Origin of the sequence: Dyella sp. KRB-257 (assembly GCF_049445995.1) — a bacterium.
Taxonomy (GTDB): domain Bacteria; phylum Pseudomonadota; class Gammaproteobacteria; order Xanthomonadales; family Rhodanobacteraceae; genus Dyella_A.
Map to the genome: position 1 here is coordinate 100,675 of NZ_JBMSDZ010000008.1, position 18,951 is coordinate 119,625.

14 protein-coding genes are annotated in these 18,951 nt (G+C 70.8%); 6 read left to right on the forward strand and 8 right to left on the reverse strand.

All coding sequences use genetic code 11. From position 1 onward, the window contains the following. The first annotated feature begins 121 nt into the window (after nt 1–121). Together ACO2Q2_RS08640 and folK are read left to right on the forward strand one after the other, a co-directional pair. Nucleotides 122–1,387, forward strand: a complete 1,266-nt coding sequence (locus ACO2Q2_RS08640; RefSeq protein ID WP_423255360.1) for a mechanosensitive ion channel family protein — start codon at nt 122–124, stop codon at nt 1,385–1,387. Nucleotides 1,388–1,390: 3 nt separating this feature from the next. Continuing rightward, nucleotides 1,391–1,891 (forward strand): 2-amino-4-hydroxy-6-hydroxymethyldihydropteridine diphosphokinase, encoded by a 501-nt coding sequence (gene folK / locus ACO2Q2_RS08645; RefSeq protein ID WP_423255361.1) that lies wholly within the window; start codon nt 1,391–1,393, stop codon nt 1,889–1,891. Between the two features lie 166 nt (nt 1,892–2,057). Here folK and ACO2Q2_RS08650 read toward each other — a convergent pair whose 3' ends face one another. After that, a complete protein-coding gene (locus ACO2Q2_RS08650) occupies nt 2,058–2,804 on the reverse strand; it encodes a pteridine reductase (protein ID WP_423255362.1) in 747 nt (248 codons plus the stop codon). Between the two features lie 84 nt (nt 2,805–2,888). Then, nucleotides 2,889–3,695 (reverse strand): hypothetical protein, encoded by an 807-nt coding sequence (locus ACO2Q2_RS08655; protein WP_423255363.1) that lies wholly within the window; start codon nt 3,693–3,695, stop codon nt 2,889–2,891. 380 nt (nt 3,696–4,075) lie between these two features. On the opposite strand from ACO2Q2_RS08655, the gene ACO2Q2_RS08660 reads away from it, so the two are divergent. Continuing rightward, nucleotides 4,076–6,211 (forward strand): TonB-dependent receptor, encoded by a 2,136-nt coding sequence (locus tag ACO2Q2_RS08660; protein WP_423255364.1) that lies wholly within the window; start codon nt 4,076–4,078, stop codon nt 6,209–6,211. A 185-nt stretch (nt 6,212–6,396) separates the two neighbouring features. After that, the gene (locus ACO2Q2_RS08665; protein WP_423255365.1) at nt 6,397–7,590 is read left to right on the forward strand and encodes a class I SAM-dependent methyltransferase; all 1,194 of its coding nucleotides are present in this window, start codon (nt 6,397–6,399) and stop codon (nt 7,588–7,590) included. Between the two features lie 10 nt (nt 7,591–7,600). On the opposite strand, the gene ACO2Q2_RS08670 is transcribed toward ACO2Q2_RS08665, so the two are convergent. Both ACO2Q2_RS08670 and ACO2Q2_RS08675 read right to left on the reverse strand, forming a co-directional pair. Continuing rightward, complete coding sequence (locus ACO2Q2_RS08670; RefSeq protein WP_423255366.1) at nt 7,601–9,814, reverse strand: sulfatase-like hydrolase/transferase; 2,214 nt, start codon at nt 9,812–9,814, stop codon at nt 7,601–7,603. A gap of 55 nt (nt 9,815–9,869) precedes the next feature. Further along, nucleotides 9,870–11,102, reverse strand: coding sequence for a multifunctional CCA addition/repair protein (locus tag ACO2Q2_RS08675; protein ID WP_423255367.1), 1,233 nt, complete (start codon nt 11,100–11,102; stop codon nt 9,870–9,872). Nucleotides 11,103–11,203: 101 nt separating this feature from the next. Here ACO2Q2_RS08675 and ACO2Q2_RS08680 point away from each other — a divergent pair, with 101 nt between their 5' ends. Then, nucleotides 11,204–12,883, forward strand: a complete 1,680-nt coding sequence (locus ACO2Q2_RS08680; protein WP_423255368.1) for a trehalase family glycosidase — start codon at nt 11,204–11,206, stop codon at nt 12,881–12,883. A 135-nt stretch (nt 12,884–13,018) separates the two neighbouring features. Here ACO2Q2_RS08680 and ACO2Q2_RS08685 read toward each other — a convergent pair whose 3' ends face one another. After that, entirely contained in the window at nt 13,019–13,957 is a 939-nt protein-coding gene (locus tag ACO2Q2_RS08685; protein WP_423255369.1) for a complex I NDUFA9 subunit family protein, read from the reverse strand. Nucleotides 13,958–13,977: 20 nt separating this feature from the next. Then, complete coding sequence (locus ACO2Q2_RS08690; RefSeq protein WP_423255370.1) at nt 13,978–16,023, reverse strand: transglycosylase SLT domain-containing protein; 2,046 nt, start codon at nt 16,021–16,023, stop codon at nt 13,978–13,980. A gap of 182 nt (nt 16,024–16,205) precedes the next feature. Between ACO2Q2_RS08690 and ACO2Q2_RS08695 the strand changes: the two genes are divergently transcribed. Continuing rightward, entirely contained in the window at nt 16,206–17,795 is a 1,590-nt protein-coding gene (locus ACO2Q2_RS08695; RefSeq protein ID WP_423255371.1) for a glycoside hydrolase family 17, read from the forward strand. On the opposite strand, the gene ACO2Q2_RS08700 is transcribed toward ACO2Q2_RS08695, so the two are convergent. Both ACO2Q2_RS08700 and ACO2Q2_RS08705 read right to left on the reverse strand, forming a co-directional pair. Further along, nucleotides 17,706–18,113, reverse strand: coding sequence for a hypothetical protein (locus ACO2Q2_RS08700; RefSeq protein WP_423255372.1), 408 nt, complete (start codon nt 18,111–18,113; stop codon nt 17,706–17,708). The genes ACO2Q2_RS08695 and ACO2Q2_RS08700 overlap by 90 nt on opposite strands. Continuing rightward, the gene (locus tag ACO2Q2_RS08705; protein ID WP_423255373.1) at nt 18,110–18,925 is read right to left on the reverse strand and encodes an endonuclease/exonuclease/phosphatase family protein; all 816 of its coding nucleotides are present in this window, start codon (nt 18,923–18,925) and stop codon (nt 18,110–18,112) included. Before ACO2Q2_RS08705 ends, ACO2Q2_RS08700 begins: the two co-directional genes overlap by 4 nt. Between the last annotated feature and the right edge of the window lie 26 nt (nt 18,926–18,951).

Genomic DNA, 18,951 nt, shown 5'->3' on the forward strand with positions numbered 1-18,951 from the left:
TGTTACCATTCGTTGCTGCCGCGCACGCTGAGGCCGAGCCTCCTCGTGCGCCTGCCCGCGACTGCCGCTGCGCCATGCGCCCCTGGGCCCCGGCGCGGCCTGCACGAGGAGACCTTTCGTTTTGGATGCCCTGCCCGACTGGGTCCACACACCCGCGATGCATACCGCCATGGCCGCCGCCGCGCTGCTGCTGGTGGCATGGCTGGCCGGCCTGCTGGCACGGCTGATCCTGTTCCGCATGGTGCGCACGATGGTCGTGCGCACCGCATGGAAATGGGACGACGAGCTTTTCCGCCACGGCGTGTTCCGCTGGGTGGCACGGCTGGTGCCCACGGTGGTGGTGCAGTTCGGCATATCGCTGGTGCCGGACCTGCCGCCGGGGGTGGCGCGGCTCGTGGGCAACCTGGCGCTGGGCCTGATGGTGCTGTTCCTGGTGCTGGCGCTGAGCGCCGTGCTGTCGGCAATGGAAACCATGTACCGGGCCACGCCGGGCAGCGCGCAGCGGCCGATCAAGGGCGTGATCCAGCTCGGCAAGCTGCTGCTGTTCATCGTCGGCGCGCTGGTGATCATCGGCGCGGTCACCGACAAGAAGATCGGCCTGCTGCTGTCCGGCCTGGGCGCGATGTCGGCGGTGCTGATCCTGGTGTTCAAGGACACCATCCTGGGCTTCGTCGCCGGCATCCAGCTCGCCTCCAACGACATGCTGCGGGTGGGCGACTGGATCACCATGCCCGGCGCGGGCGCCGACGGCGACGTCATCGACATCACGCTGTACACGGTGAAGGTGCGCAACTTCGACCGCACCATCGTCACCATTCCCACCTGGAAGCTGATCTCCGAGAGCTACCAGAACTGGCGCGGCATGGCCGAGTCGGGCGGGCGGCGGATCAAGCGCGCGCTGCTGGTCGACGCGGCCACCGTGCATTTTCTCGACGCCGGGAAGCTGGAGCGGCTGGGCCGCTTCCGCCTGCTGCGCGAGTACCTGGGCGCCAAGCACACCGAGCTGGCCGAGTGGAACCGCAGCCTGGGCGAGGCCGGCGAGCAGGCGGTGAACCGGCGCCGGCTGACCAACCTCGGCACGTTCCGCGCCTACGTCAGCGCGTACCTGGCCGGGCACCCGCACATCCATCACCAGATGACCTGCATGGTGCGCCAGCTGGAAAGCCACGCGCAGGGCATTCCGCTGGAGCTCTACTGCTTCACCAACACCACCGACTGGGCCGCCTACGAAGGCATCCAGAGCGACATTTTCGACCACCTCTACGCACTGCTGCCGGAGTTCGGCCTGGCGCTGTACCAGCCGCCGAGCGGAAACGACCTGCGCGTGGGGCTGGGCGCCGCGCTGCGGGGCGGCGAGCATCCGCTACCCGCCCTCGCCCGGGACTGATCCATGGCCCGTGTCTACCTGAGCCTCGGCTCCAACGTCGAGCCGCGGCGTCATCTGAGCGCGGCGCTGGACGAGCTGCGCGCGCGCTTCGGCGCGCTGGCGGTGTCGCCGGCGTACCGCACCAAGGCAGTGGGCTTCGACGGCGCGGACTTCGTCAATCTCGCGGTCGGCCTGGACACCGACCTGTCGCCGCAGGACCTCAACGACTGGCTGCACGCGCTGGAAGATCGCCACGGCCGCCGCCGTGACGTGCCGCGCTTCTCCGACCGCACGCTGGACCTGGACATCGTGTTCTACGACGCGCTGGTCACCGAGGGCCCGAGCCACCTGCAGATTCCGCGCGACGAGCTCAGGCACGCGTTCGTGCTGCGGCCCATCGCCGACATCGCGCCGCAGTTCGCCCATCCGGTGACCGGTCGCACCATGGCCGAGCTGTGGGCGGCGTTTCCGGCCGAGACCGAGCCGATGACGATCGAGTCGTGGCCGGAGCCGTCCGCCGGCTGATCTTCCCTGCACCCCCGGCCTGCGCCACCATGACCGCGCCAACCGGGGAGGGGAATCCATGGGCATCTACGCCGCAGCGCTGTATCGCTATGCAGAGGGAGGCGAGGCCGGCAACGGTTTCCCGCCGGCGCTGCTGGAACAGGCGTTCCGCCCCAAGGGCTGAGCGTCACACCGACAGCGTGCGGCCGCCGTCGACGCGGATCACCTGGCCAGTGACGAAGGGCGCGTCGCGCAGCAGCCACAGTACGGCGCTGGCGACGTCCTCCGGGGTGCCGGCGCGCTTGAGCGGGGTGCGTTCGAGCATCGCCTGCTGGTCGTCGTAGGCCTTGCCCTCGCTGGGCCACATCACCGCGCCGGGCGCCACCGCGTTGACCCGCACCTGGGGGCCGAGATCCAGCGCCAGCGCGCGGGTCATCGCCAGCAGGGCGGCCTTGGCCATGCAGTAGATCGGATGGTTGGCCAGCGGCCGCTCGGCGTAGATGTCCACCAGGTTCACGATCGCTCCGCCGGCCTGTCGCAGCGCCGGCGTGGCCGCCTGCGCGAGGAAGAACGGCGCCTGTGCGTTGGAGGCGAACAGCTCGTCCCACTGCGCGGGCGTGGCGCTGTCCACCGGCGTGGAATAGAACGCCGAGGCGTTGTTGACCAAGGCATCGAGCCGGCCGAAACGGGCCAGCACGTTGCCCACCAGTACCGGCAGCGCGTCGAGTTCGGCCAGCTCGCCGTGCACCAGCGTCGTGCTGTCCGCGCGCTGTTGCTCCAGCTCCTCGGCGAGGGTCCGGGCGGCGTCGGCCGAGTGGCGGTAGTGCAGGGCCAGGTCGTAACCGGCGGCGTGCAGGGTGCGGGCGATCACCGCACCCACGCGGCGGCCGGCGCCGGTGATCAGGGCGACGGGACGCGGATGCGGCGGGCTCATGGGCGGTTCCGAAGGGGGGGGATGACAACGCAGCTTGCCGCAACATCGATGACAGGTCATCGGGGGGCGGCGGTGACGAGCGCCTCAATCGGGTGATGGCGGCGTCTTGCGCTTGCGCGCGGCCTTGCGTTCGCCGGCCTCGTTGACCGCCTTCGCCACGCCGCGGACGGTCTTGGCCACCGCCTTGTCGATGGCCGCGCCGGCCGCCTTGCGCGCGGCGCGGACCGGGCTTTTCGCCGGCGCGGCCGGCGGGGTGTCCGCCTCGTCCATGGCCTCGCTGCTGAAGAGGTCGATGGCCGTGGCGGCGACCTGCCCGGTGTCGTAGTACGCATACGCCCCCACGCCCAGCGCACCGACCACCGGCAGCCAGCGCGCCAGCCCCTTGCCGGCGGCACGCTGGCCGATCTTCACGCCGACCTGCCTGGCGATGCGCTCCACCACCGCGTAGGACACGCGCCGGAACAGCAGCCGGTCGCCCATCCGCACCACCAGGTCGCGGAACGCCTGCGCCGCGGTGTGGCGGAACAGGCACCACAGCATCTGTTCGCGCCCCAGCGTGGCCTGCTTGCCGTAGGCGGCGGCAATGTCGCTGACCATCTGCGCCTGGATGCGCCAGATCGCGATCAGCTCCGGCAGCACGGTGAGCCAGCCCAGCGGGCCCGGCGGCAGCGCCAGCGATCCGGCCGTCAGCGCCGCGCGCTGCGCCGCGCGCTGGCCGAGCTGGCGCGCCTCGGCATGCGGGTCGGCGCTGCTGCCCAGCCTGCTCGGCGGGATATGGCTGACGAAATCGAGGATCGCCTGGGTGACCCGGCTGTGGTCCTCCGGCGCGATCACCGCCGGTACCTGGGTGCTGCCGGCCGTGGCGGAAGACGTCTTGCGCGAAGTAGGCATGGGCTCGAACCGGTGCGGGGAGGCACCCGAGTCTAGGAGCGTGGGCCGTAGAAATCATTCGGGCTGCAAAGCCCTCCGCGCGGTCCATTTTTTCCGTCGCTTTTTGGCCCATGGAACCACCATGGGCCGGCAAACCGCCGAAAAACTGTCCTCGCACAGAGGACTTTGACCAGCTTCGCTGTTGTAAAACTCTTCGCCGCGAACGTTTCTACGGCCCACGCTCCTAGGCGCCAGGCGTGAAAGCCGCCTCAAGGGCGTGCAGTCGGCCATGGCTCATGCGCGGCCGTGACTTCTGGCCTACGACGCCGACCGGGTGTTTTAGTAATGTTATAACATATCTATCACGGCGCCTCGCCGCCTCCACGCACCCGGATTACCCGATGAAGCCAAACCTGCTCGCCGCCAGTCTCGCGCTGGCCTTCGTGGCCATGCCGACGCTTGCCGCCACCCACGTGCCGGGCGATGCCGGTGCCGCGCAGCAGGCCAGGCCGGTCAAGGACCTGGGCGCGGTTTCGGTGTCCGCGGCGCTCGACCAGGCGCGCAACGCGTTGTCACCCGACACCGGTTCCAGCCAGTACGTGATCGACCGCAAGGCCATCGCGCAGCTGCCGCTGGGTGACGCCACGCCGGTGAACCAGGTGCTGCTGCAGGCGCCGGGCGTGGTGCAGGATTCCTACGGCGGCCTGCACGTGCGCGGCGACCACGCCAACCTGCAGTACCGCATCAACGGGGTGATCATTCCCGAGTCGATCTCCGGCTTCGGCCAGACGCTGGACACGCGCACCATCCACACCATCAAGCTGCTCGACGGCGCGCTGCCGGCGCAGTACGGCCTGCGTACCGCGGCCGTGGTGGACATCACCACCCGCAACGGCCACGAGCTCGGCCACGGCGGCAGCGTGGGCATCACCGGCGGCTCGTTCGGCACGCTCAACCCGAATGCCTCGATCTGGGGCAGCACCGATCGCTGGAGCTGGTTCCTCACCGCCAACTACCTGGAGAACGACGTCGGCGTGGAGAACCCCACGGCCAGCCGCCAGCCGATCCACGACCACACCAACCAGGTCAAGGCATTCGGCGACATCTCCTACCTGATCGACAACGACACGCGCCTGAGCTTCCTGTTCGGCGCTGCCAACAGCCGCTTCCAGATTCCCGACAATCCCGGCCAGCAGCCCAGCTTCGGCTATCTGGACACGGTGGACTTCAACTCGGCCCTGCTCGACGAGCGCCAGCGCGAGACCACCCGCTTCGGCGTGCTGTCGCTGCAGGGCAAGGCCGGATCGACGGACTACCAGGTGTCGCTGGGCCAGCGCTATTCCAGCCTGAACTTCATGCCGGATCCGATCGGCGACCTGATGTTCAACGGCGTCGCCTCGACCATCGATCGCAGCAACCGCGCCAGCACGCTGCAGGCCGACTTCGCCACGCCGCTGGGCGATCGCCACACCCTGCGCTACGGCGTCTACGGCAGCTTCGAGCGCGCGCCCAGCAGCAACGACGCGTACGTATTCCCGGCCAACGCCGACGGCAGCCAGGCCAGCACCACGCCGATCCGCATCCTCGACGGCAACCGGCTCACCGCGAAAACCTGGTCGGCCTACGTGCAGGACGAGTGGAGCATCGGCGACAAGCTCACCGTGAACTACGGCCTGCGCGGCGACCAGTACCAGGCGTTCCGCACCGAGAGCCAGCTCAGCCCGCGTCTGGGTGCGGTGTACCAGGCCACCGACTCCACCGTGCTGCACGCCGGCTACTCGCGCTACTTCACGCCGCCGGCGACCGAGGCGATCACCACCTCCAACATCGCCAGGTTCGACGGCACCACCAACGCGCTGCCGGACAACGGCAACAACACGCCGCTGGCCGAGCGCAGCGACTACTTCGACGCGGGCGTCTCGCAGAACGTGGGGCCGCACCTCACGCTGGGCCTGGACGCCTATTACCGCAAGGTGCAGCGCCTGCAGGACGAGGGCCAGTTTGGTGCCGCGCTGGTGTACTCCACCTTCAACTACGCCCGCGGCCGGATCAAGGGCGTGGAGTTCACCGCCAACTACGCCAACGGTCCGCTCAGCGCCTACTTCAATCTCTCGGCCAGCCGGGCGATCGGCAACCGGGTGATCACCAGCCAGTACAACTTCGCGGCGGACGACCTGGCCTACGTGGCCAACCATTGGATCTTCCTCGACCACGACCAGGCGTATTCCTCGTCCGGCGGCATCAGCTACGCGCTCGACGAGGGCACCCGCATGGGCGCCGACTACCTGTTCGGCAGCGGCCTGCGCAAGGACGGCAGCGTGCCGAACGGCGCCTCGCTGCCGGCGTACTTCCAGCTCAACCTGAGCCTGTCGCACGACTTCCAGTTCGACAGCACCGGCACGCTGCACACGCAGCTGGCGCTGATCAATGCACTCGATCGCACGTACCAGATCCGCGACGGCAGCGGCATCGGCGTAGGCGCACCGCAGTTCGGCCCGCGCCGCGGCGTGTACCTCACCGTGCAGAAGGATTTCTGATCCCCCGGGTTGCCGCGTCACGACCACTGGCTCCTCCCCCCCGGCCGTCGTGACGTGGGCAAGCACCTTGGCGGCATCCGGACGCGCGACCGCCACATGCGTGCCGCCATCCGGTCAGCCAAGGCGCACGGCGCCGCCCGCACGAGCCGCTATCCTTGCGCGCGTTCTCCCCGAGCAACGAGCGCATGCACAACCGACTCCCCGAACCGTCCGCCGACGAACGCGCGCACTCCGAGCGCCTGCTCGCCCAACTGCGCGAGCAGATCGCCGCGCACGGGCCGATGCCGTTCGCGCAGTACATGGAGCGCTGCCTCTACACGCCCGGGCTGGGCTACTACAGCGCCGGCGCGACCAAATTCGGCGAAGCCGGCGATTTCATTACCGCGCCCGAACTCGGCGAGCTGTTCGCGCGCTGCGTGGTGCACGCGGTGCGAGGAACACTCGCGCAGTTGGGTGATGCGGCCGGGTTCCTCGAACTCGGTGCCGGCAGCGGCGCCTTCGCTGAAGCCGCGCTGCGCGCCATGCACGAGGCGGGCACGCTGCCGCACCGCTACGCCATCCTCGAACCCAGCGCCGACCTGCGCGAACGCCAGCGCAGCCGCCTGACCGCCACGCTCCCGCCCGACGTCGCCGCGCGCGCGCATTGGCTCGACCGGCCACCGACGGATCCATGGCGGGGCGTGCTGTTCGCCAATGAGGTGATCGATGCGCTGCCCGCCACCCGCTTCGCGATCCGCTATGGCGAGGTGTGGGAGGAGTGCGTGGGCCTGGGCGACGACGGCCGCCTGGTGCGCGAGGATCGCCCGGCCGACGCCGCCCTGGTCAACGCCGTGCGCCAGCTCGAACGCGAGCTGGGCGCGCCGTTCGACGACGGCTACCGCTCCGAGCTGCTGCCGCAGCTGGCCGCCTGGCTGCAGGCGATCGCCGGCACGCTGGAGGCCGGGCTGATGCTGTTCGTCGACTACGGCTACACCCGCCGCGAGTTCTATCTGCCCGAGCGCCGCGACGGCACGCTGATGGCGCACTACCGCCACCGCAGCCACGCCGATCCGCTGTACCTGCCCGGGCTCAACGACCTCACCGCCTCGGTCGATTTCAGCGCGCTGGCCGAGGCCGGCACGCGCGCCGGCTTTGCCCTCGCCAACTACCTGCCGCAGTCCGCGTTCCTGCTTGGCGCCGGCCTGCCGCAGGCGTTCGAGGCGGCCTACGCGAGCGCGCCGGACGAGGCGGCGCGTTATCGCCTCGCCCAGCAGGTGAAGCGGCTCACCCTGCCCGAGCAGATGGGCGAGCGCTTCCAGGCCATGCTGTTCGCCCGCGGCCTGGACCCGCTGCCGCTGCCGGCCGATCTCACCGACGGCGGCCACGCCGCGCGCCTGTGATCGCCGCACCTCATCGCCTGTACTTCCATCGCACCTGGGTGGCGCTGGGCGCGCTGCTGATGGCGTGGACGCTGCTGCTGGCCGCTGCCGGCGCCGGTTCGGCGGGGCTGACCGGCGTGGCGTCCTCCGGCCGGCGCGCCAGCTCGCCGTGCTTGAACAGGTTCGCGGCCACCTGGTAGTAGGCGATCGCCTCGTCGACCAGGCCTTGGTCCACCGGCGTGTGCGGCGCGGCGTCGCCCGTGGCGAAGTTGGGGATCAGCTGCTCCATCTTGCGGCCCGGCTCCAGCGCGGTGAGCACGTTGTGGCGCAGGTAGCCGAGCTTCTCGTAGGTGGCCGGGAACGCGCGCTCGCGGCCGGGTTCGAGCTGGAACACGTCGTAGCCGAAGAAGCGGCTGCGGTAGCTGAAGTGCAGCAGGCCGAGCAGGGTCGGCGGGATGTCGATCTGCGCGGTGAGGCGCTCGACCTTGCGCGGCGCGATGTGCACCGGCGCGTAGATCCACAGCGGGATGTGGTAGCGGTTGATCGGGATGCTCGACTTGCCCGCGCTGGACGCATCGTGGTCGGCGGTGATCACGAACACGGTGTCGTTGAAGTACGGCTTGCCCTTCGCGCGCCTGAGGAAGTCGCCGATCGCCCAGTCGGTGTACGCCACCGCGCCGGCACGCGAGCCCTGCGGGAACTTCACCCGCCCGTCCGGGAAGGTGTACGGGCGATGGTTGGAGGTGGTCATGATGTGCAGGAAGAACGGCTTGCCCCGTGCATGCACCCGGTCCATCTGCGCCAGCGCCATGGTGAACAGGTCCTCGTCGGACACGCCCCACACGTTCTCGTGGTGGATGGTGGCGTCCGGGGGGAAGTCCTTGCGGTCCACCGCCCGGTAGCCGTTGTGGCTGAAGAAGTAGTTCATGTTGTCGAAGTAGCCGAAGCCGCCGTAGACGAACTCCGACACATAGCCGCGATCGTTGAAGATGTCCGCCAGCGAGAACAGGTTCTCGTTGTTCTGCATCTTGATCACCGAGTCGCCCGGCGTCGGCGGCACCGACAGCGACAGCGCCTCGAGCCCGCGCACGGTGCGCGTGCCGTTGGCGTAGACGTTCTTGAAGAACAGGCTGCGGTCGGACAGCGCGTCCAGCTGCGGCGTGAGTTTTTCCTTGTTGCCGAACACGCCCAGGTAGTCGGCCGAGAGGCTCTCCACGCTGATCAGCACCACGTTGAGGTGCTGCTCCGGGCCGGGATTGCGGATGGCGCGGGTGAGGTCGTGCGGGTTGTCGCTGAGGTAGCTCGCCTCGGGCGTCTTCAACAGCTCGCGCACCCGCGTGTACGCCTCGATTTCCGGCAGGGTGCGGTAGAACCTGGCGTAGTCCAGGTGGCTGGAGCGGAACGCGGCGAAGAACTGGAAGATGCCGTTGCCGGCCAGTTCGTTGACGTAGTTGTTCGATGTGCGGTCCTTCATGTCGGCGGTGATGCCGGCGGTCACCGCCACGCTCAGCACCAGCCACACCGCGGCCAGCACGCTGCGCTGGGCGAAGCGGGTGCCGGCATCGCGCCGGTACACGCGCCGGCGCGTGGCCCACAGCACGATCGCCGCCACCGCCGCCAGCAGCGCCAGCCAGGTGCCGATCGGATACGACTCGCGGATGTTGCCGATCACCTCGGTGGTGTAGACCAGGTAGTCCACCGCGATGAAGTTGAAGCGCACGCCGAACTCCTGCCAGAACACCAGCTCCGACGCCGCCACGAACAGCAGTCCGAACAGCAGCGCCAGGCACAGCCCGTACAGGTAGCCGCGGCCGCTGCGGCGGTTGTACGCCAGTGCGGGCAGCGGCAGCAGGTAGATCGCCACGATCGCCAGCGGCCACACCTCGTGCAGGCTGGCCTTCCAGATCAGGTGCAGCACGCCCCAGCCCAGCCCGAAGCCGGCCAGCAGCACGCCGATCCACGCCAGCCAGCGGCCGGGACCGCGCACCGCCGGTCGGTCGGTGGGTACGATCCACAGGAACAGCAGCAGCGGCCAGGCGACGTAGACGAAGGCGAGCAGGTCCGACACCGCGCCGATGCCGAACGCGTACAGGTAGTTCAGCGGGTTGGGCGACACGCCGCTGCCGGTCATCACCAGCAGGGCGATGCGGGTGGCCACGCCGATCAGCAGATAGCTGGCGGCCAGCCAGCCGAGGGGGCGCAGCCGCTGGCGCAGCGGCGAGGGCAAATGGAAGCTCAGGGACACGGACGACTCCGGCAGATCGGGGCGGCGCGGCCGGGGGGCGGCGGCGCGCTAAAAACTAGATGCTAGCGAATTTCACCGCGGCAATCGCCTTGACGCGGGCCGCCTTCATCGCGGCACCGACCGCCGGGCCCTGCAGTCCGCCGACGATGAACGGTGCGGCCTGCACCGCCGCGGCCGCGGCGCAGGCGCGGCGCAGGTAGTCGCCCGGCGGGTAGTCGTCGCTGGCGTGGCCCAGCCGGCCGCGCTTGTCGGCCCAGCAGGCGGCCAGGAACGTCTCCAGCCGCGCCGGCCGGCGCAGCGCGTCCAGCGCGGTGAGCAGCTTGAGCACGGTGGCCGGCTTGAGCTCCAGCGCGCGGTGCGCGTTAAGGTGCTCGCGGCACACCAGTTCGGCCAGCGTCGCGTGTTCGGTGGGCACCTTCAGCCGTGCCGACAGCGCCCGTACGCGCGGCACGCCGGCGTGCTCGTGGCCGATGTGGCGCGGCAACGCGCCGGCCGGCGTCAGCGCCTTGCCGAGGTCGTGGCACAGCGCGCAGTAACCCACCAGGTCGTCGCCCGGCGCGATCGCGGCGGCCGCGTCCAGCACCAGCTCCATGTGGATGCCGGTGTCGATCTCGGGATGGAACTCGGCGCGCTGCGGCACGCCGTACAGCGCGTCGAGCTCGGGAAACAGCACCGCCAGCGCACTGCTGTCGCGCAGCACGCGCAGGAACGCCGACGGCTGCGCCTCGGCCAGCGCCTTGCGCGTTTCGGCCCACACGCGCTCGGGCACCAGGTGGTCCACCTCGCCGTCGGCGACCATCCGCTGCATCAGCGCCATCGTCTCCGGCGCCACCGTGAAGCCCAGCGGCGCGAAGCGCGCGGCGAAACGGGCCACGCGCAGCAGGCGCACCGGATCCTCGACGAACGCCGGCGACACGTGGCGCAGTACGCGGGCTTCGAGATCGCGCACGCCGCCGTAGGGATCGACCAGCACGCCGGTCTCGTCCTGCGCGATGGCATTGATGGTGAGGTCGCGCCGCGCCAGATCCTCCTCCAGCGTCACCGACGGATCGGCGTGGAAGGCGAAGCCGTGGTAGCCGCGGCCGGTCTTGCGCTCGGTGCGCGCCAGCGCGTATTCCTCGCCGGTCCGCGGATGCAGGAACACCGGGAAATCCTTGCCCACCGGGCGATAGCCCAGCGCCAGCAGCTCGTCCGGGCGCGCGCCGACCACCACGTGGTCGCGGTCGACCACGGGACGACCGAGCAGATGATCGCGGACGGCGCCGCCGACGAGGTAGCTGGTGTGCATCCGCGTATTCTGCCACGCGCGTCTTCACCTCTCGCCGCAGCAGGCGCGGCGCGTGGGAGTTATGCTCGAACGGGTCCGTCGTTGCCATCGGGATTCCCGCGATGATCCATCCGCTCCGTTCCACCCTTGCCTTCATGCTGCTCGCCGCCGCCTGCGCCGGTACCGCCGCGACCCACGCGCCCGATCCGGCCCGCACCCGCGCCTACATCGACCACGCGTGGAGCACGCTAACCCGCGCCACCGACGACTGCGCCTCGCTGGTCGATCCCAAGCTGACCACCGAGCCGGTGCTCTACCTGCCGGCCGACGTGCCGATGCCGACCGCGCTCGCCGCCACCCAGCAGCGCTGCAAGGTGGACGTGCGCAGGCTGCCGCAGCCGGTCACCGCGCTCGGCCAGGTCGATGCGCGCACGCTGCCGGTGCAGGGCCTGCTGTACCTGCCGCATCCGTACGTGGTGCCCGGCGGCATGTTCAACGAGATGTACGGCTGGGACAGCTATTTCATCGTGCTCGGCCTCGTCGCGGACCACCGCGAAGACCTGGCGCGCGGCATGGTGGAGAACTTCCTCTACGAGATCGACCACTACGGCGGCGTGCTCAACGCCAACCGCACCTACTATCTGAGCCGCTCGCAGCCGCCCTTCCTCACCGCGATGATGCGCGCGGTGCTCGACGATCCGGCCAGCTTCCCCGATGCGGGCGCAGCTGCGGCGTGGCTGCGCAAGGCCTATCCGCTGGCGGTGAAGGACCACGCGATCTGGCTGAGCCGGCCGCATCGCGCCGGCGATACCGGCCTGGCCCGCTACATGGATCTCGGTGCCGGCCCGGTGCTGGAGCATCGCAACGCCGATTACCTCAAGGGCGTGATCCGCTATCTGCTCAAGCACCCGGCGAAGAACCGCGGCTACCTGGTGAAGGCCAGCGAGCATCCCGATGCGGCCGAGGCCGCACGGCTGAAGACCACCAGCTGCGACCTGGCCGCGTCGCCCATCTGCGCCGCGGCCTGGGCCGACGGTTACCGGCTCAGCGCCGACTATTACGCCGGCGACCGCGCCATGCGCGAATCCGGCTTCGACACTAACTTCCACTTCGGCCCCTACGGCGCCGCCACCCACCACTACGCCGCGGTGGGCCTGAACAGCCTGCTGTACCGCTACGAGCGCGACCTGCACGACTTCGCCCTGCAACTGGGCAAGCCGGACGAGGCGGCGCACTGGGCGAAGCTGGCCGCGGCGCGCAAGGCCGCCATCAACCACTACCTGTGGCGGGCCGACCGCGGCCTGTTCATGGACTACGACACCACCACCGGCCAGCCTTCCGACGATCCCTACCTCACCACCTTCTATCCGCTGTGGGCGGGCCTGGCGACGCCCGCCCAGGCGAAATCCGTGCGCGACCACCTGGCGTTGTTCGAGCGCAAGGGCGGCCTGATGATGAGCGACGACGCCAGCGGTGCGCAGTGGGACGAACCGTTCGGCTGGGCGCCGACCCATTGGCTGGCGGTCAAGGGGCTGGACGACTACGGCTTCCGCGCCGACGCGCGCCGCATCGCCGCGAAGTTCACCGCCACCGTCGACCGCAGCCTCGCCGCCGACGGCACCATCCGCGAGAAATACAACATGGTCAGCGGCAACGCCGACGTCAAGATCACCGCCGGCTACACCGACAACGTGATCGGCTTCGGCTGGACCAACGGCGTGTACCTCAAGCTGCGCGAGCTGCTCGCCGCGCCTGCGGCCGCGGGCACGAAAAAAGACGTCGCGGAGGCCGCGGCGCATTGATGCAGCCGTGGCGCGACCAATCAGGAAGCGACTCTTCAGGAACAAGAGCCGTCATTCCCGTGCGCGGGAATGACGGCTTGAAGCCGTTCGAACCCTGGTTGCAATCCCGGAGGAATCGACCCAACGCCGCCCTGGTCAGCGGCGCAGCGTGCGCGCGTGGTCCAGCCGACGCTGGCGCGGCAGGCCGTGGATCAGCCGCGCCAGCCACGGCGTGAACGGCTGCGGCACGATGCCCAGCGCGGCGTAGCCGTCGACCTTGCCCACCGAGTCGGTGCGCAGCGAGTGGAAGTTGTCCAGCGAGAACGGCTTGCCCGGCAGCAGCTCGGCGACCTGCGCCTGCAGCCGGCCCAGTGCGTCGGGCAGCGGCAGGATGCGCATGCGCAGGCCGGCGGCGTCGCGGATCGCCGCGACGATCTCGCCCAGCGTCAGCACCTGCGGACCGTACAGCTCGAAGCTGCGGTCGAGCGAGAGCCTGTCGTCGGCCACGCAGCGGGCAATCGCCTCGACCACGTCGCCGACGAAGGTGGGTGCGAGCCTCGACGTGCTGCGCGCCAGCGGCAGTACCGGCGTGAGCCTGAGGATCCTGGCGAAGCGTCCGACCAGGCCGTCGCCGTCGCCGAAGATCACGCTGGGCTGGTACAGCGTCCAGCCCAGCCCGGACTGGCGCACCAGCGCCTCGGCTTCACCGCGCGTCTTGAGGTACTGGCTCAGGCCCTGGCCGGCCTTGAGCGAGCTCATCTGGTGCAGGCGCGGCACGCCGGCCGCCCTGCACGCCTCGATCACCTGCCGGGTCAGCTCCACGTGCACGCGCTGGAACGTCTCGCGCCCGGCATTGTTGAGGATGCCGACGAGGTTGATCACCGCGTCCGCGCCCTCGAACGCCGCGCGCAGCTGCGCCGGATCGTGCACGTCGGCGCTCTGCAGGCGCACGCCGGGGATCACGCCGATCGCGCGGTGCTTCTCGCGGTTGCGGGTGAGCACGGTGAGCGGGTGGCCGTCGCGGGCGAGCCGGTTCAGCAGGTGGCCGCCGACGAAGCCGGTGCCGCCGAGGATGACGAGGCGCAGTGGAGTCATGGGGCGTCGATCTCGCGAGGTCAGGAGTCGGGGGCGGAAGATGCCGCCGCAGGCGCGACACCGGAGCCGGACGCAGCCGGCTGCGTGCCGGCATCCGCCGGGCAGCGCACCGCCTTGCGTACGGTATCGGCGGCGGGCGGCAGATACGTGGTGCCGATCGGCGTCAGGCGCTGGTCCAGCGGCACCGCGCTGCCGGACAGGCGCCAGTCGTAGATCACGCTGAAGGCCATCACCCGCGCCACGTATTCGCGCGTCTCCTTGTACGGGATGGTGGCGGTAAAGACGTCCGGCGGCAGCGTGCCGCGCGCGGCCAGCCACTGGTCGAGCTTGACCGGCCCGGCGTTGTAGGCGGCGCTGGCCAGCCACGGCGCGCCGTTGTAGCGCTGCGCCATCTGCGCCAGGTAGCGCGTGCCCAGCTGCACGTTCACCACCGGGTCGTACAGCGAGTCGGCGCCGCTCCACGGCAGGCCGTAGCGGCGCGCCACCTGCGCGCCGGTGGCGGGCAGCAGCTGCATCAGGCCGCGCGCGTCGGCGCCAGAGTGCGCGTCGCTCATCCACGCGCTTTCGGCGCGGGCGATCGCGTACGCCCAGGATGGATCGATGCCGGCCTGCTGCGCCTGCGGCACCACGCCGTCCTGGCTGGCCAGCGGAAAGCGCTGCTCGTACAACCGCAGCGCGTCGCCGCTGGAGAAGGTGAATATCGCGCGGTCGTACCAGCCGCGGCGGTAGGCGAGCAGGGCGGCCTGGCGGCGGGTCGCCTCGTCGCTGCCGCGCAGGGCGCGTGCCCACTCGCGTCGCGCGTCGCGCGGCAGGTCCACCGCGAACAGCTCGAACGCCCGCTGCATGCCGATGTCGGCCAGCAGCGAACGGGCGCGCGCGTCGTCGTCGCCCAGCGTCCACGGACACAGCGCATATGGCGCATCCGAACGATCGGCGGCGAGGAAGCCGAAGTAGGTCGGCTCGCCGGCCAGCGCCGTGTATTGCCGCTGCGCCTGCGCCGGCTTGCCCAGTGCGGCCAGCGCGCGCGCGCGGAAATAGCGCCACTCGCCGTCGCGCTGCTGCTCGGGGCTGAGCGCGTCGATTGCGCTGAGCACGGCGCGCCAGTCCTGCTCGGCCAGCGCCACGCGCACGCGCCATTCGCGGGTGGCGTCGGACTGCGCCGCGGCCGGCAGCTCGGCCAGCCGCTGCAGCGCGTGGTCGTCGAAGTCGGTGGCGTGGAACAGCGCCAGCGCGTTGAGCACGCCGTTGCGCTGCTCGTCGCTGAAGTGGAAGCGCCTGCGCAGCGTGAGCCAGGCCTTGTCCGCCTGGTTGGCGTCGCTCCGCGCCAGCCGCTGCAGGGCGATCGCCACGGCCTGGCGGTGGTGCGGCGTATCCGGCCAGCGTGCGGCCTGGGCCGCGGCCGCGGCCGGATCGCGCAGCGCCAGCGCCAGGCGCTGCGCCGCCACCGCGTCGCGGCGGGGCAGCCAGTTGGCCAGCGCGGCGACGGTGCCGCCGGCACCGGCCGCCACGGCGCGGTCGATGCGCGCCCACAGCCGCGTCGGCGTGAGCAGGCCGGCCTCGTGCGCGGCGGCGAGCACCGGATCGCACGCATCCGGCAGCGACGGCTTCTGCCACAGCGCGGCCAGATCGCGATCGAAGTCCAGCCGCTGGCCCTGCGCCATGTGCGCCTGCAGCGCGTCGCAGGTCAGCGCGTCGCCGAGGCCGCCCCGGTAGAGCGCGAGGAAGCCGGTCCAGTCCTGCCGCCGCGCCAGCTCGCCGAGAAAGGCGCGGCGCAGGTCGTCGGCGGGGATCGATCCGGGATGGCGGCTGAGGTAGGCCTGCACGCGGGCAAGGTCGAGCGTGGCCAGGTCGTGTTCGAGCGCGGCCGCCTCGAGGTAGGGATAGAGCACGTAGTCGCGCAGTCCCCGCGCCTGCGCGCGCCACGCATCGCCGCCCTGCTGCTGCGCGGTGGCGTAGGCCTGCTTGAACGCCGCGCGCCGGGCGTCGGTGGATGCGTCCGCCGCGCTGGCCGACGCACTGCGCACCAGCGCCAGCACGACGATCGCGATGCCGGCGAGACCACACATGAGCGGGGACGAAAGGCGCTGGGGGGAGGGGCGGGAAACGGGCATCGTGCCTCCTGATTTGCTTGAACGATGAGTGTAGCGGATGGCCCTTGAATGGCCGGTCCGGCACGTTGCCGCGGGAGGCGCGATGACGACGTGCAGCACGCTGATAGACTGGCGCGCTCGCCATCTCCGGGAACGCCATGACGCCTGCGTCCACGCCCTCCATGCGATCGCACTGGTCGGTGTGGCTGGGGCTGCTGCTCGTCGCGCTGGCGGGGCTGGCTTGGTGGTGGTCGGTGGGACGGCCGATCGATTTGCCGGATGCGCCGTCGGCGCGCATCGCCTGCGTGTCCTACGCGCCGTACCGCCGCGAGGGGCAGACGCCGTACGACCCGGCCACCTTCATTTCGCCGCAGCAGATCGACGCCGATCTCAAGGCGCTGTCGCGCCGCTTCGACTGCGTGCGCACCTATTCGCAGGGCCAGGGGCTGGATGCCGTGCCGGCGATTGCCGGGCGCTACGGCATGAAGGTGCTGCTGGGCGTGTGGATCGGTCGCGACGCGGCGGCGAACGCGCGCGAGATCGCGCTGGCCGCGGCCGCCGCGCGGGCGCATCCGGAGGTGCTGCGCGGCGTGATCGTGGGCAACGAGGTGCTGTTGCGCGGCGAGCAGTCGCCCGCCGCGCTGGCCGGCTACCTGCGCCAGGCGCGCGCGGCGCTGCCGCCGGCGGTGCCGGTCAGCTATGCCGACGTGTGGGAGTTCTGGCTGCGCCACCCGGAACTGGCCGGGTCGGTCGACTACATCACGGTGCACGTGCTGCCGTACTGGGAGGACGATCCGGTGCCGCCGGCGCGCGCCGTGCGGCACGTGGCCGAGGTCTATGCGCGCGTGCGCGCTGCGTTTCCCGGCAAGCCGGTGATGATCGGCGAAACCGGCTGGCCCAGCGCCGGCCGCCCGCGCCAGGGCGCCACGGCGAGCGTGGTGAACGAGGCCCGCTACCTGCGCGAGTTCCTGCGCTACGCCGCCACCGTGCAGATGCCCTACAACGTGATCGAGGCGTTCGACCAGGGCTGGAAACGCGCCCAGGAAGGCACGGTGGGCGGCTACTGGGGCATCTTCGATGCCCAGGCGCGGCCGAAATTTCCGATGCAGGGTCCGGTGACGGAAGTGCCGCGCTGGTGGCTGGGCTGGCTGGCCGCGGCGCTGGGCGGCGTGCTGTTCATGGCGGTGGGGCGACCGCGCGGTCGTCGCGACGCACTGGCGCTGATCCTGGCCGGCATCGCCAGCGGCACGGCGCTGGCCTGGCAGGTGCGGCAGATGCTGTACGCCTGCGGCCCGCTGTGGGAATGGCTGCTTGGCGGCACCGCCTGCGCCGCCGCACTGGTCACCGCGCTGATGCTGGCACGCACGCTGGCGACCGCGCTGCAGGGTGATGCGGCGGCACCGCCGTCGCGGAACTGGCGCTTCGGCTGGCTGTTCGCGCTGGCCTACTACGGTCTGCTGCTGGTGTTCGACGGGCGCTACCGCGACTTTCCGCTGGGCCTGTTCGCGCTGCCGGCGGTGGGTTATGCGTTGGTGGCGCTGGCCGGGGTCGAACCGGCCGGTACCCGTCGACGCGAGGAGGCGTTTCTTGCGGTCGTGGTGTCGCTGCTGGCGGCGATCGTGCTGGCGCAGGAGCGGGGCATCAGCCCGGTGGCGTGGTTATGGCTGGGCTTGAATGTGTTGCCCGGTCTCGCCGTGCTGCTGCCGTCGCGGCGCACCGCGCACCAGCAGCACGGTGCCGACCAGTAGCGCCAACGCGCCGGACTGGTAGCAGTACAACTGCAGCGCGAACGCACCGAGCGCGGCGGCCAGCCATGCCGTCCATGCGCGCTGGCGCAGCAGCGCGCATGCGCCAGCGGCCAGCGCGGCGTAGCCGAAGGCGTTGCCGAGGAACCCGGCGACCACCCAGCCACGCAGCGTGCACCAGCCGTCGAGCGTGGCCACGGCGCAGCGTTCGCCCAGCGCGGGCGGCTCGACCAGCCGGTAGCGCAGCCATGCAGCCAGCGCGCCGACGGCGAGCAGTCCGCTCCATGCAAGCAGCATCGTTCCCCAGCGGCGGCGGCTCATCGACGGAGCACCTTGTGCAGGCGCGGGGCGATATGCGCGGGCATGCGGATCTCGGCGGCCAGCGGCAGGTGGTCGGAAAACGCCTGCGGCAGCGTCCACACCTTGTCCAGCTGGATGTCGGCCGAGGTGAGGATGTGGTCCAGCGCGCGTCGCGGCTTCCAGCTGGGAAAGGTCGGCGTGGCCTGCTCGGGCGGCTGCAGCCGACACTTGGCGAACAGGTGGCGCATCTCGTTGCTGTGCGCTTCGGTATTGAGGTCGCCCATCAGCACGGCGTGCGGAAAGTCCGCCAGCACCTCGCCGATGAAGGCCAGCTGTTTGGCACGCGCCGGCGCGCTGAGCGAGAGGTGGGCGACCATCACCGCCAGCGCATCGTCGCCCTCGCCGAAGCGCGCCAGCATCGCGCCGCGCCCGGGAATGCGGCTGGGCAGCGGATAGTCGAGCACGCTGTGCGGTTCGAGCCGGCTGATCAGGCCGTTGGCCGAATGCGCCAGCCGCGCCATCGGGCGGTTCGGCTGGTGGCTCCAGAACGGCATGCCCGCGGTTTCGGCGAGGTAGCGCGTCTGGTTGAGGAAGCCCGAGCGCAGGCTGCCGGCATCGGCTTCCTGCAGGCCGACCACGTCGAACTGCGGCAGCAGTTCGGCGAGGCGGTCGAGGTTGTCCATCTTGCTGCGCCCGGGCAGCACGCCGTGCAGGCTGCGGGTGACGTACTCGCGGTAACGCTGCACACTGCCGCCGGCCAGGATGTTGCAGCTGAGCAGCCGCAGGCGGCGCTCGGGAACGGCAGCGGGGATGATGGCGGTGGCGCGGCTCATGGGCTCGGGCGGTCAGGCACGCGAAA